The organism is Corynebacterium sp. c7Ub_26, from assembly GCF_053760365.1.
In genome coordinates, this window is the sequence record NZ_JBSNBL010000002.1 from 42,980 (window position 1) to 57,123 (window position 14,144).

At 53.2% G+C, this 14,144-nt stretch carries 11 protein-coding genes, 1 tRNA gene and 1 pseudogene; 9 read left to right on the forward strand and 4 right to left on the reverse strand.

Features of this window, described 5'->3' with window-relative positions; translation table 11 throughout:
• Positions 1-110 precede the first annotated feature (110 nt).
• Complete coding sequence (locus tag ACWORE_RS03565) at positions 111-1,217, reverse strand: sulfurtransferase (RefSeq protein WP_455302664.1); 1,107 nt, start codon at positions 1,215-1,217, stop codon at positions 111-113.
• 75 nt (positions 1,218-1,292) lie between these two features.
• Here ACWORE_RS03565 and ACWORE_RS03570 point away from each other — a divergent pair.
• Positions 1,293-1,439: pseudogene (locus ACWORE_RS03570) on the forward strand (site-specific integrase); the annotation flags it as partial.
• A gap of 128 nt (positions 1,440-1,567) precedes the next feature.
• Here ACWORE_RS03570 and ACWORE_RS03575 read toward each other — a convergent pair.
• From ACWORE_RS03575 to ACWORE_RS03585, 3 genes are all read right to left on the reverse strand, one after another.
• Positions 1,568-1,641: transfer RNA gene (locus ACWORE_RS03575), tRNA-Leu, on the reverse strand.
• A gap of 178 nt (positions 1,642-1,819) precedes the next feature.
• Positions 1,820-2,389: a GDSL-type esterase/lipase family protein gene (locus ACWORE_RS03580; RefSeq protein WP_455302666.1), complete on the reverse strand. Its 570-nt coding sequence runs from the start codon at positions 2,387-2,389 to the stop codon at positions 1,820-1,822.
• 540 nt (positions 2,390-2,929) lie between these two features.
• Positions 2,930-4,252, reverse strand: a complete 1,323-nt coding sequence (locus ACWORE_RS03585; RefSeq protein WP_455302667.1) for a threonine/serine ThrE exporter family protein — start codon at positions 4,250-4,252, stop codon at positions 2,930-2,932.
• Positions 4,253-4,475: 223 nt separating this feature from the next.
• On the opposite strand from ACWORE_RS03585, the gene ACWORE_RS03590 reads away from it, so the two are divergent.
• The 8 genes from ACWORE_RS03590 (at position 4,476) to ACWORE_RS03625 (ending at position 14,137) form a co-directional block, all read left to right on the forward strand.
• Positions 4,476-5,813, forward strand: coding sequence for a DUF4921 family protein (locus tag ACWORE_RS03590; RefSeq protein WP_455302668.1), 1,338 nt, complete (start codon positions 4,476-4,478; stop codon positions 5,811-5,813).
• 135 nt (positions 5,814-5,948) lie between these two features.
• Complete coding sequence (locus ACWORE_RS03595; RefSeq protein ID WP_204088372.1) at positions 5,949-6,254, forward strand: urease subunit gamma; 306 nt, start codon at positions 5,949-5,951, stop codon at positions 6,252-6,254.
• Positions 6,255-6,272: 18 nt separating this feature from the next.
• Positions 6,273-7,499 (forward strand): hypothetical protein, encoded by a 1,227-nt coding sequence (locus ACWORE_RS03600; protein WP_455302669.1) that lies wholly within the window; start codon positions 6,273-6,275, stop codon positions 7,497-7,499.
• A 34-nt stretch (positions 7,500-7,533) separates the two neighbouring features.
• Positions 7,534-9,726 (forward strand): urease subunit alpha, encoded by a 2,193-nt coding sequence (gene ureC, locus ACWORE_RS03605; protein WP_455302670.1) that lies wholly within the window; start codon positions 7,534-7,536, stop codon positions 9,724-9,726.
• Between the two features lie 148 nt (positions 9,727-9,874).
• A complete protein-coding gene (locus tag ACWORE_RS03610) occupies positions 9,875-10,558 on the forward strand; it encodes an urease accessory protein UreF (protein WP_455302671.1) in 684 nt (227 codons plus the stop codon).
• Between the two features lie 32 nt (positions 10,559-10,590).
• A complete protein-coding gene (ureG, locus tag ACWORE_RS03615) occupies positions 10,591-11,238 on the forward strand; it encodes an urease accessory protein UreG (RefSeq protein WP_406605913.1) in 648 nt (215 codons plus the stop codon).
• Positions 11,239-11,241: 3 nt separating this feature from the next.
• Positions 11,242-12,297, forward strand: a complete 1,056-nt coding sequence (locus tag ACWORE_RS03620) for an urease accessory protein UreD (RefSeq protein ID WP_406605912.1) — start codon at positions 11,242-11,244, stop codon at positions 12,295-12,297.
• A gap of 163 nt (positions 12,298-12,460) precedes the next feature.
• Positions 12,461-14,137 (forward strand): purine-cytosine permease family protein, encoded by a 1,677-nt coding sequence (locus ACWORE_RS03625; RefSeq protein ID WP_455303107.1) that lies wholly within the window; start codon positions 12,461-12,463, stop codon positions 14,135-14,137.
• Positions 14,138-14,144 lie beyond the last annotated feature (7 nt).

Sequence of the window (14,144 nt, forward strand, 5' to 3'; positions counted from 1 at the left end):
GGACTAGGACTCCTTTACTCTTACTTTTCTCTGACTGGTCGATGGTTATTCTTCTTAAAATACGACGTAAAACAAGACGGGCTTTCATGCGACGACGTACGGGTAAATCTTTATCGCTCAGTCCCCTGGGTGATAGGCCGATCTGTTGCCGAGTACTGCGACCACGATCCGGGGTATAAGCGAGTCTGAATCCCCGCATGGGCCAACGCTACAATCTCATGAGTGGCGGTAACCCCGGAGCCGCAGTACACAACGGGCGATTCCGCTAACGATTGCCCCTCTCGCGTCTCAACACCAGCATCATTAAGACGTGACACTACCTGGTCCGGGTCAAGGAAATATCCTTTATCATCAATAAGATCACCATGGAAAAGGTTAAGAGCGCCTGGAATATGTCCTGCGCGACTATCCATCGGTTCATTATCCCCTCGGTAACGTTCTGGCGCGCGAGCATCAATAACGACCCCCTCGCCCGCGGACGTCGCCGCCTCGTCGATAGAGACAATCCATTCGGTATTGAAAGGCTCTGCGGTAAAGGCTCCTGCTTCCTCAGCCTCAGTCACATCATCACCGTAATCAAGGAAGTGGTCATGTAATTGTCCAATCCTTTGCTCGGCCTCGTCGGACTTATGGGTCTGTTCACAATACTCGATCCACGCGTTGAGGCCTCCATCCAAGACAGCGGCTCGATGTCCGCTGGCCCGCAAAAGCCAGACTAATCTCGACGCGGATGCCCCGCCTGCGTCGTCGTAGGCAACCACGGTGGTGTCGTCGGCAATTCCACTGACTTCCATAGCTGCAGCAAAACTCTCCTCCAAAGGCAGCGGATGCCTTCCTTCTTCTTTCGAAGCCGGTCCGGCGAGCATGCTATCTAAATCGATGAAAACCGAGTGCGGAATATGCCCCTCTTTGTACGCGTCATATCCTGAACGTCCATCGAGATACCACCTCACATCAGCAACAACCACGGGGCATAAAGCCAAGGGTTGTGATCGATATAGATCCTTATTTTCCTCCTCTTCGCGAAGGTACTGCTCGAGAAGGCGGCGCTCTGATACGGAGAGGTCATCTGGATGAGCCAAAGCACGCTCGATCCACTCTGATTTCTGTCGGAAGGCCTCTCGTCGAGCATTCCGCTGGTTCTTATGAGCCGCGGAGTCGTGCAGAAGCTTGTGCAATTCCTGAATAGAAATAACCCAGGGCAACTCGTTGTTCATAATCCCATCGTATGAAATGGAACCAAACCGTGCTCCACCGATCTATGACAACGCTTACGATGAGGCAGTTACTATGTGAAAGTTGTTCAGCGGCAACTCGGCCATGCTTCGGCAGCTATGACGTTGGATACCTACAGCGCTCTGTTTGATAGTGATCTCAATGAAGTCTCTGCTGCGATGGATTCACTTGCTAATGACGTGGGTAGGCTTCGCGCTGTGTAGTCTGTGGCTCTATTTTGGCTCTAAACGGTTATGAACGATTATAAAAGCCCAGGTCAGAACTGTGTAGCCTATATCACATTGATTGAGCTATTTTGTACAAAACCGCTGGCCAAACGGCTAAAAACTAGTGCCCCGGGTGAGACTCGAACTCACACTGGACGGGTTTTGAATCCGTTGCCTCTGCCAATTGGGCTACCGGGGCGGAGTCCGGCGGATGCGATTACTATCATCTCCGACGAACACGAGGAACGATTATACGGGCCCCTACTTCAACACAGAAATCGGCAGGTCAGAGTGGAAATTTTAATCAACTCTATTCCGCTAATACCCTGCCATCATTTCAGCGTCTCAGAGCCTAAGGGATCGTATCTGCTCCTGTTTTAGATCTGAGCAGAAATGGCATCGGCCATACGTTGCTGGCCGGCAGCAGTAGGATGAATCGGTATGGTGTTGTCTGGAAAACCTAAAAGCGAGTTACTCGGTTGATTGCCGACACCGCCGTCACACCAGCCTTTTTCTTCATTTGGTGGCGCAACATACTTGACACCAGTTTGGTTAGCGGCATCTTTCATGAGGTTATTAACTTCATCAACGGTCTCAGCAAAGTAGGTCCGCTCGTCGGAGCTAAGGAAGCCATCATTAAGACACCATGTATCAGGTTTAAAGGCATTCATATACCCGGTCACAACGATCTCTGCATTGGGAGCACGATGCTTAATGTCATTAATAATGTCTATTTCGCGTTGAAGTAGCGTGCGCCCATCGATACCCGGCGCATAAATAGACTTCTCGACGGCGTCGCGAGAGGTAACACGACAACTCTCACCAACCCCCGAGACCGCCCTTATGAAGCATGGTGGAAAAGCGAAGGCGGTGCCGGCATCATTCCCTCCCAATGTCAACGTAACCAACTTGGTGTCTTCTGTGACTCGCTCACGCTGCCCGGTCAAAGCCGTGAATGGAAGTGCATGGTTTTACGGAAAGTCGTAGTTATACGTGAAAGCCCAGGCACATGTAGCGTCGTCTAATTGAAGTCCACGTTGTTGGGCCAATTTGTGAGCATAATTATCAGTAGACGCGACACATGCCGGATTTTTAAATTGGGGGGGAAGTCAGTGAGCCCACGGAAGCGTATGAGTCTCCCAATGCCACATACTTATCCCCTTGTTCAAGAGCACTCGCAGATGGCGTCGACCCTACGACCGCCATCACCGCTGTACATGCGGCTATAGCAAGCGAGCCAACGACTTTTTTCGGAGACTTCATTTTTCCTTCTTTCGAGAGCACCAAGGGATAATTACTTCTACAACCATAACATAACCAAAGCGCAGCTACAGCAGAACTGCAGTCACCTCCTGTAGATGACATGCGGACGTCAACGACTCTAAAACCTATATTGCTAGCGTATTTGCAATTGGAGCTCCCCTATTCGATCATGACAATCGATCTCTCGACCAGCTTTCCCACCGAGGGGAGAGACTCCATAGTTTTTAACCAATCGAATGGTCCGGCCGACGCGCGAAATCAATGTACTTATGTCGAGCCCACGAGTCATCGGCGGCTAACCGCGCAATAACCAAACCCGCCGCAATAGCAAAAACTTGTAAGGATGCAGTCACTGTGTGAGTGAGGGCCTCGTTAATATTTCCGTCATTAAGATAATAAATTCCCCGGAACATTTCTGTTCCAGGAATCATAATGATGACTGCAGGTATCGTCACTGTGATACGCGGAATATATGAACGATCACGGATTAGATTAGCTATTAATCCAACACACAGTCCCCCGATTAATCCCGCAACCTGGGTTGGAACCCCAATAAATAAACAGACGAATTTAACGACGTTCGCAATCGCCCCCACCACTGCCGCAATGGCGATCATTCTTCGTGATGAGTTGAAGAGCATAGCGAACCCTGCGACACCACAAATGCTCGCTATACCAGCAACAATGAGCCATGACCACTCGACCGTCCCACTTTGAGCTGGCACTGATGGCTCGAGCCCTGTACACGCAGAGACAATCCACGCTGCCATTGTTGCTGAAACGATGATCTCGAAAGCATAAACAAAACGTTCCAATCCCGCGGCGATATCCAACCTAGCCAGGTCAACCAAAGAGGTAAATAAAGGAAAGCCGGGAATCAAGAACAACATAGCAGCTACATAGCCCCGACCTAGTGTCTGCTCTGAACGGCCCCAGGGAGTCACAAAAAAGAGCTGACTTAAACCGAAATACACTAGACAGGCAACTATTCCAGAAACCGCCGTCCTCCCTAATTGGTTGAAATGTTTACGTGCGAAATACATCCTTACGGATTGGCCACACAAGGCGCTAAGAGCAACTGCTACAGCTGAATCAAAACTGAATCGATTTAAAATCGCGAACGCCGAACACGCGACCGCCGCGGCACATGCAAGTGCAACTCGACTCCACCTGGTTCGTCGATTGTTCTCAATTCTATCGAGCTTTTCATGAACCCACTCTGCCGTAATTTCGGAAGGGAGGTGATGAGTCAGGTCTTCCACGGCTTCAATCAGAGAAGAATCGACGCCATACCTCTCTAAAGTACTGATCTCGGTTCGGAAGTTATTCCCTCTACGCCCGGTAAAACGGATACTCGACATCGTGATCGACGCATCGAACCGATCGAAGCCTAAAGAACGGGCCGTGCGTTTCATCGCCCGAATAACTCGATATACGTCGGTTCCAGCAGAGAGCAAGACCTCACCCACCCGTAACACAGCATCCGCATCGATCCCCATGCGGGGGTCGCGCTCGTGGGGCATAAGCTGCTGACCATCAGTATCCACTATCCATCGCCCTTTGTGTCTTATGCGGTTTTCTTATCTTCTTCTTATTTCCGACGAAACAAGAAATGACCAACACTGACCAACAATGTTTTAGCAACCGTGCTCATTAAACACCGACGCACGACTGAATGCAGAAACGGCTCCACCATTTCGTCAAGAATCGGGGTCGGTCGTCGGGAATCAAGGTCGCGATCATGCCATCCACCCGCTAAAGTTTTCGCTCGTGAGTACTCCTGTCGCCCTGCCTCTCGCACCTCTAACAACTCTTGCCGATGGAACCATCAAGCAGGTCAACCCTTTTACAGGAACCGAAGTGTGGACTGTACCCGGGCGCGGGAACCGACCAATCTCGCACCCCACCCCAGAAGAGCACCCGGTCACTGCGCACGATCGCGACTATGAGTGCGCATTTTGTTCCGCGCGATACAGAGAGACTCCTCCGGAGAAAGCGCGAGTTGTCGTCGACAATAACAAGTGGACAACCCTCTACCGGTTAAAAGAGAGTCAACTGGATGACTCAGTCGCCGAGTTCCGGCGCGTTCCTAACCTCTTCGAGATTCTCGGGTATGAATATTGGCGGGCGAACCACGGATTCGCGATGGATCCGGAGACTTCAACGCACATGAACGATTACCTCAGCGAACCTGCCGGAAGGCAGCACGTGCTGAACATTATCGCGACACGTCTGCGCTCTGCGGGAACACCGGAATCGGAAATCAAGGACACGCCAGAGACCGAGCTTCTCAAGCGTGCCCCCGCCTATTTTGCTGGTGGACACGACGTCATCGTGGCCCGTCGACACTTCACTGACGACGCCACCTCGAGCCGCCAATTCGCCTCCAGCGGAACGCTAACGCCGGAAGAGCACTACCAATTCATCAACTTCACCGCCGATGCAATGCGTGACCTCTATTCACGCAACCGCTACGCACGATACGTGGCCGTGTTCCAAAACTGGCTGAAGCCTGCGGGGGCAAGTTTCGACCACTTGCACAAGCAACTCGTCGCTATCGACGAGCGAGGGGCGCAAGCCGAACTCGAGATCGCGCGACTACGGTCCAACCCCAATATGTACAACGAATGGGCCGTTGATTATGCCGGCTATCACAATCTAGTCATTGCCGAAAACACTCATGCCATCGCTTTCGCTGGGTTTGGGCACCGCTACCCAACTATCGAGATTTACTCTCGATCAGCAACGTGTGAACCGTGGAAGCTCAGCGAAGAAGAAATGCGGGACATGAGCGACCTCATTCACGCGTGCCACGCAGCAACCGGCTCGGACGTTCCATGTAATGAGGAATGGCACCACAAACCAATTGACCTCGATATCCCTATGCCATGGCGAGTAATGATCAAATGGCGAGCATCAAACCTCGCCGGTTTCGAGGGTTCGACCAAGGTATATCTGAATACCATTTCGCCGGAAAATATCCGGCAGCGCATGTCAAAAAGGCTCAGTCAATTGCGCGAGGAAGGTCGACTGGCTGAGTCAGTTCGTATCGCTGGAGAATTGACGTACCGCCGTAATTCACTGAAATACAATCCTGCTCTTCGATAAAGATTTACATACTCGCAACATAAAACCAACGATTCATTCGTCACATGATGACAGAGTGAGGGGCGACCATCATGCCGAGCCAGGGTTGTGCACACCACCCCCGAAGCTTTGTTGCGCGCGTAAGGAGCCATACCAATGAATCTCTCTCCTCGTGAGACAGATAAATTATTAGTATTTCTTGCAGCTCAAGTGGCTCAACGTCGACGGGAACGGGGTGTCAAACTCAACCACCCCGAAGCGATTGCTTTAATTTCCGACGCCGTCATAGAAGCAGCACGCGATGGCAAGAGCGTGGCTGAAGCAATGCACATCGGGACGACGGTCCTCACTGCCGACGAGGTACTCGACGACGTCCCAGACATGGTCTCGCTAGTCCAGGTAGAAGCGACTTTTCCTGACGGAACGAAACTCGTCTCCGTCCACGATCCCATCCGACACTAGACGCGCCGGGAAGTATCGATGATCATTCTTTTTTGTGGCGCCGAAGCCCATAATGACGAGCTCATTCGCGAAGCAATCGGCCGTCTCCGTCGGTTCCGTCTGGTCGATGTCGCTGACCAGCACGCAGCTGCAACGGGGGCAGCGGCGCATGGTTCTTCAGCCGCCCATCGTTCTATGCCACGCGACGGCAATCTCGAGCCGATCGTTCTCGCTCATTCAACAAGTGAATTAACGCAAGCCCTCACAGTCGCGCATCACGAGGATCCTTCAGAGGACGACGCCCGTCATTCGGCAACCTCAACCGCCAATCAGCCTCCCACTGTCATCATTCCCATGACCGCGGGACGAGACCTCCACAGCATCACAGCACTAGCGCAAGCGACCCAATGGTGGAAACACAGCCGGCCTTCAGCGCGGGTGATTATTTCCGATCCAATCGGGAATTCAACCACACGCGTATCGGCTTTACGTGCAAACATGCGCTCCCATCCAGCACATTCGTACGTCGTCGTATCAGTGGCTTTAGATCCCTTTTTCGACGCTGATTTGTTCCGTGATACCCGGTTGGCATGGCAGTACAGCAATTCTGAGACCTCTGTGGCATTTGACGGAGCAGCCCCGAGCCTTCCTGAGGCTATTCACCGTGCTGAGATTCTTCTCGATGACCAGGCGGCCGACCAGGCGACCGAGCCCGACGGGGAGCAAATCGTCGTTCTTAGAGCGGACCTTCTGCCGCCGAATAAGGACGGTAATTGCGCCGATGGAGGAAGCTATCACGAGGTCCCATTATGGTCGCCGTCAGCACTCGCAGTGCTGATTGAGACAAATGTTGTTCGTGCTCGCGATGCTGCTGCCGACGTATTCAAATCCTCGGCGGGAAACGATGCAGCTCATAGCACTGGCGGCAATCAATCCTCTGACGATCCATCATCAGCCCTGAGTGGCCAATCCTTCCCTGTCGTGGGTTTGGAAGAGGCACTGTGGGCTGATCATGGTTCGGGCTTCGCGCATAGTCATGCCCATGAGGAGGATGACGCCGAGGGTGGGCATAGCCATTCACATAGTCATCCGCACAGTCACACTCATTCACACCACCACCCTCACCCCCACACGCACTCGCATACACACTCGCATACGCATTCTCATGAGCATGCCCACCACCATCATATCGAGCATTCCCATTCCCGCGGCCACTCACACGACTACTCCGTCGAACACGAAGAGGGCTCGTCTCATAGCCGTTAGACCAAATAAATCGCCACGCAATCACGAGGACTTCATGAGCACTGCAAACAGATATATCTACGACGACGGAACCATCACGATTAACCCGGGTAAAAGGACACTTACACTACGCGTCACCAATACCGGTGACCGGGCCGTCCAAGTGGGAAGCCATTTCCATTTCTTCGAGGCGAATCGCGAATTACTCTTCGATCGTCATCGGGCATGGGGTATGCGCCTCAATATCCCAGCGGGATTAGCTGTCCGATTCGAGCCCGGCGATTCGAAAGAAGTTCAATTAGTTGATTTTGGTGGGCGCAGAATCCTGCATGGCTTTAGTGCTTTGGCGGAAGGTGCCCTCGACGATCCTGCCATTCGTGAGCGGGGTCTCCAACGAGCACAGGAGCGCGGTTTTAAAACAGAATCTGTACCTGACGACGAGTTGCCCGCCGACCAAGGCCCGTACTCTATTTCCAAAGCGGAATATGGTTCCATTTATGGCCCGACGACGGGCGACCGCATTCAGCTTGCCGACACCAACCTCGTTATCGAATTAACTGATGATGCTAATTCGCGAGCGTATGGGGACGAATCGGTGTATGGCGGTGGCAAAACTATTCGTGATGGGATGGCACAGGACCCTCAAGCTTCTGATGCAGAATCCGTCGACACTGTTATTACGAGCGCGCTCATCGTTGATGCGATGACGGGGATTATTAAGGCCGATATCGGGATTAAAGATGGGCGAATTGTCGGAATTGGCAAGGCGGGTAACCCGCATACCCAGGATGGTGTTGATCCGCAGCTGATCATTGGGCCCAATACTGAAGTTATCGCAGGCGAACATCGAATTGTGACTGCCGGCGGGATTGATTCGCATATCCATTTTATTTCTCCTCAGCAAGCCGAAGAGGGATTATCAAATGGAATTACGACGTTTTTCGGCGGTGGAACGGGTCCTGCCGAAGGAACAAAAGGGACGACCTGCACACCGGGGGAAAGTTCCATTGGCATGATGCTGCGAGCCGCCGACGATATGCCGGTCAATATCGGAATTCTGGGCAAAGGATCAGGATCACTTCCCGAGGCTTTAGAGTCGCAAATTGCAGCTGGGGCCGCAGGATTAAAAATTCATGAAGACTGGGGAGCAACACCAGCCGTGATTGACAATGCCCTCAAGGTCTGTGACGACCATGACGTTCAGCTCGCCATCCATACTGACACGCTGAACGAAAGCGGTTTCTTCGAGGACACGCGCAATGCCATCGGAAACCGAACTATTCACACCTTCCACTCCGAAGGTGCTGGTGGGGGCCACGCACCCGATATCCTCCGCGTGACAGGAATGCCCTCGGTGCTCCCCGCCTCAACGAACCCCACTCTCCCCTACACCGTCAATAGCGCTGAAGAACTCCTCGACATGGTGATGGTTTGTCACCATCTGTCTCATGACATTCCGGACGATGTATCTTTCGCGGAATCTCGCGTCAGACCCGAAACTATCGCTGCTGAAACGGTTCTCCACGATAGAGGCGTCATCTCTATTTTCAGTTCGGATTCGCAGGCAATGGGTCGTGTTGGGGAAACCTGGGCCCGTGCTTTTCAAACTGCACACCATTGCAAAGCTGAGCTCGGTCCCCTCCCCGAGGATCGTCAAGCAGCCCCTGAGAACTCAGCGTCCGTTGAGTCAACAGACTCCGAGACCGACACAAAGTCTACGTCACGCAATGACAACCATCGCGTCCTTCGCTACGTCGCTAAGGTGACATGCAACCCCGCGATCGCCGCCGGAGGCAATGACTACATCGGGTCGTTGGAAGTCGGAAAAGTCGCCGATATTGTCCTGTGGCCGGTGTCGTCGGTTGCTGCAAAGCCCCAGCTCGTGATTCGCAGTGGTCATATTTGCTGGTCCTTAATGGGCGATCCCAATGCTTCTCTTCCCACCCCAGAGCCGGTGGTATATCGACCCATGTTCGGCAATCGAGGTCACGCACTGCCCCACAGCCGGATCACGTTCATGTCTTCCGAGGCTATTAACGACGGCGTGCCCGCCAATCTGGGTCTCACCAGCACCGTTTTGCCCGTTCACGGTTGTCGACACATCGGAAAGAAAGACATGGTGAGAAACTGTGAGCTACCGAAGATAACCGTGGACCCCGATACTTACGAGGTTCGGGCCGACGGTGAACCACTCACCATCGCGCCCGCTGACAAACTTCCCTTAGCTCAACTGCACTACTTGTTCTAACGAGACACATCGATGACGGCTTTGAATCATGTCTTCTTCCAATAATCTCGGCGCGACCGTGAACAGCACTGGTAGTTCTGGACGGCGATCGGTGTTTCCAGCCTTCCTATCAGCCCTCCAATGGACGGACACGGCGTTCCCTTCGGGAATGTACACACTCTCGCACGGCCTAGAAGGGCTATCTCAGTGCGGCTGGTTAGACAGCGCTTCTCTCACAGAAACTGTTCGCGAGCTTATTACCGACGTCGTCGCCCCTACCGACGGAATTGCGACGGCATTGGCATGGACCTGGGCTCAGGAATGGCGACAGTCTGCGTCAGCCACGATGCCCCCGAGTGTCTCTGCACACTCCGTAACGGAGACACTCCGAATAGTCGACGAGGTCCTACTAGCCACGCAACCAAGCGATAATGCACGACGCGGGAGTATGCGCGTCGGCAAGCAACTATTGTCGATGGCCGACGATGTACTGCACCCCGATGGAGACACACCGCTAGGAACACTGATCAGCGACGTTCGCAAAGGAAATGTAATAGGTAACCAGGCAATAGTCGCTGGAGTCATTCATCATCACAATGGATTGTCTCAGGACATGGCGGTGTCCTGTGAACTGTTTTCTTTCGCAGCTGGAGCCTGTTCCGCGGCGGTTCGTTTAAGCGTGGCTGACCATATCAGTGCCCAACAAATTGTGAGAGAGGTGGGATCAGACATCGCCGAATGTGTACAGATGTGTTGCGACTCATCTATTGACGATATAGGAACATTAAGCCCTGCTATGGATGTTGCGTCTGCGGCACATGAATCCGCTCCCGCACGACTATTCATTAATTAATCACTACTAGTACGAATTGTGAGGACTTCGCTATGTCACCTAATGAACAAGGACACGAACAGCACTCGATTTACCGCATCGGATTTGGCGGTCCAGTCGGGTCAGGGAAGACGGCAATTATCGAGGCACTGGTGCCCACTTTGATCGAGCATGGTCATAGCGTGGGAATCATCACAAACGACATCTACACCCAAGAAGATGCAAACCACATCCGTCGAGAATTAGATGGAATTCTCGACCCGGCGCGAATCGTCGGGGTAGAAACAGGATCCTGCCCTCACACGGCTGTCCGGGACGATCCGACGATGAATTTGATGGCGGCGGCGGAGGTGGTGGAGCGCTTCCCCGATATCGACACTTTGTTGTTCGAATCGGGTGGCGATAATTTAACGCTGACTTTTTCACCGGCGCTTGCGGAAACATACGTGTTTATTCTTGACACGGCGGAAGGTGACAAAATGCCTCGGAAACGGGGACCGGGTGTCACGGAATCGGATCTTCTCATTATCAATAAGACGGATATTGCGCCCTATGTCCGTTGTGATCTGGACAAGATGGTCGCTGATGCGAAAGAGGTGCGCGGTGGTCTCCCTGTGTTACCGACGAACGCGTTAACGGGTGACGGGCTCTCCGAGCTTGCTGAGTTTGTGGAGACGCAGCGAAAAGCTCACCAGGGGTAGGGCGTGACACGGCAGACCCTAGTGGAGAGCAATACTTCCTCCCCTACTTTTGCCTCCCTCTACGACACCGCGGCTACGCTTCCTATTCCACCGAGGATCGCCAAGGAACTTCGCGGTCAGTCACAGTCCGGTGATCACAGGGCACTCCCGGTCGGTTCACCTGGCAAGGTCGGTTTTCTGTATGCCAGAGTGGACTCACCTGGGGATAAGCCTGTGGCGGATAGATCGGTCGTCGCGGAGAAAATCGCGAAAGCTCCGCTTGCTCTTATGCGACCGCTGTACACGGACCCGCTCCAACCTGGTACGCCAATGCTCTACATCATGACGACGGGTGCTGGGCTTGCTCACAATGATCGGCACCTTGTCGATATTCGCGTCGGCGAAACACGACCGGCATCGGCTCTTATCACCACTCAAGCGGCGACGCCTATACATCGAATGGATGTGGGGCTAGCGATACAACACGTCAACTTGACTGTTGGCCCGGGAAGCACTGTCGAATACATGCCTGACCATGTGATCCCCTATGGGGGTTCCCGGGCTCATCTGTCTATGAGAGTAACCGCTGCTCACGGGAGTTGCGTGATAGTCAGCGATTGTACTGCGGCGGGACGACTGGGACGCGGTGAGTGGCACCGCTACGACGCGTTGTCTATGGAAACACGAATCGACCAGCCACGAGCTGACCATCCACATGACTGCGGGCGACTTGGAGAATCTGGCTACAGACCTCTCGTTATTGATCGCGGACTCTTGCGCCCGCATACGAGCAGTCGGCTGCTCGCCATGCGTAACTATGGCGCATGGTCCAATGTCTGGATAGCTGTGCCTTCACCGCAAGCTACTCAGGCACTTCTCGACGTGCTCCGACGCTTGCCGAACTCCGATTTCCCGGCATCAGTTCGGTGGGCGACATCAACTCTTCCCTACGAATCCGGGGTCTGGGTGCGTATCCTTGCTGCCACTGCTGATGAGGCACGAATCGCTCGTGACCGCTTGTGGACCGCGGCGCGAGAAACGCTTCTTTCAGCACCAGCGCCACGGTTGCGGAAGTACTAATTCTTTACACGTCTTCTTTACACGTCTTCTTTACACGTCGTTGCCCCACGGGTCGCTAGTGATCATTTTCGCGTAGTAACGCGTTGTTTACCTAGGTCACCTGATATTCATACAGTGGGAGCGCGTTCGTGACATCAGCACCATAATTTACGTGTACATGACGATGACAGACACTACCCCGGTACGTCCTGCGACGACGCCGGTCACTCCCCAGAACGCTCCCGTGCCTCACCAGTCCCAATCCAATTTCGGTGACGACTACCCCCTCCGGTTCGCACCGCGGCACTACCGGACTTGGGCAACATCAGCGGTCGCAGCGTCGGCACTCGGCGGCATCGCTTATCTCGCTGATTTCTCTATCGGAGCTGGGATCGGAATTGCGCACGGAACAGTGAACGCAGTCGGCGGAATTCTTATCGCAGCGGTATTAATCTTTCTGTCGAGTTTTCCCCTCGCCGTCTATGCTGCTAAATACAATCTAGACCTCGACCTTATTACACGTGGAAGCGGATTCGGCTATTACGGATCGGTCGTAACAAATATCATCTTCGCTTCGTTCACCTTTATTTTCTTTGCCACTGAAGGCTCAATTATGGGACAAGGGCTCAAAATGGGTCTCGGAATCCCACTATGGGCCGGGTACTTGGTCTCTTCGCTGATCGTTATCCCACTGGTCATGTACGGGATGAAGTCCTTATCAAGGATTCAGAAAGCAACGAATCCGCTGTGGATCGTGATGATGGTTCTTCCCCTCATCGTTCTGATGATTCAGCATCCATCGAGCGTGCATACGTTTGCTAACTACGCGGGAAATGGGCCCGGCCATGCGGATTTCGCATCCATGATGTTAGCTGCCGGTGTCTGCCTCTCACTGACAGCACAAATTGCTGAAAACATCGATTACATCCGTTTTATGCCGCCCAAAACCCCGGACAACAAACGCAAATGGTGGACCGCCGTCATCCTGTCGGGCCCCGGCTGGGTCATCTTCGGCGCCACCAAACAAATCATTGGCGTTTTCCTCGCAGTGTATGTCATGGCTGTTCTCAATGATTCTCCTGGAACGGCCAGCGAGCCGGTCCACCAGTTCTTCGCCATGTACACAAATATGATGCCCACCTGGCTTGCTATCACCCTCGCCGTGATCCTCGTCGTCATGAGCCAAATCAAAATTAACGTCACAAATGCATATAGCGGTTCACTAGCGTGGACCAATGCATATACGCGCTTAACACGTCGCTACCCCGGCAGGATCTTCTTCGTCTTTGTCAATGTCGGTATCGCGCTGTCTCTCATGGAATTCAATATGTTCTCCATGTTGAACTCCATTCTTGGCTTCTATTCCAACGTTGCTATCGCATGGATTTTCACGGTGGCGTCTGACATTGCAATAAACAAATATGTACTCGGCATTTCTCCCCGCTATCCAGAATATCGGCGCGGAATGATTTTCCCGATCAACCCTGTGGGAATCGGGGCGCTCTTACTTTCTGCCACCACCTCAATCGCTGCGTATTTCGGCGTCCTCGGCGCGACCATTCAGCCCTACTCGGCACTTCTCGCAGCCGCCATCGCGGTAGTCGCAACACCATTGATTGCCATCATCAACCGTGGGCAGTTTTATCTTCGTCGAACCGACGACGGCGTAGACTCCCCTTTTTTCGATGATCACGGAAATCCGTCAGATGAGCTCTTCCGATGCTGTGTCACCGGAGAAATGGTTGAACGTCCCGATGTTCTCGCGTCCGCTGTTCCTTCCCTTACAGGTGAGAAGCAGTACATTTCCTCGCTGGCTCTTACCACCGATCGGCAAGGCCGTCACGTTCTTCCGGTTGAGTAACTAACTA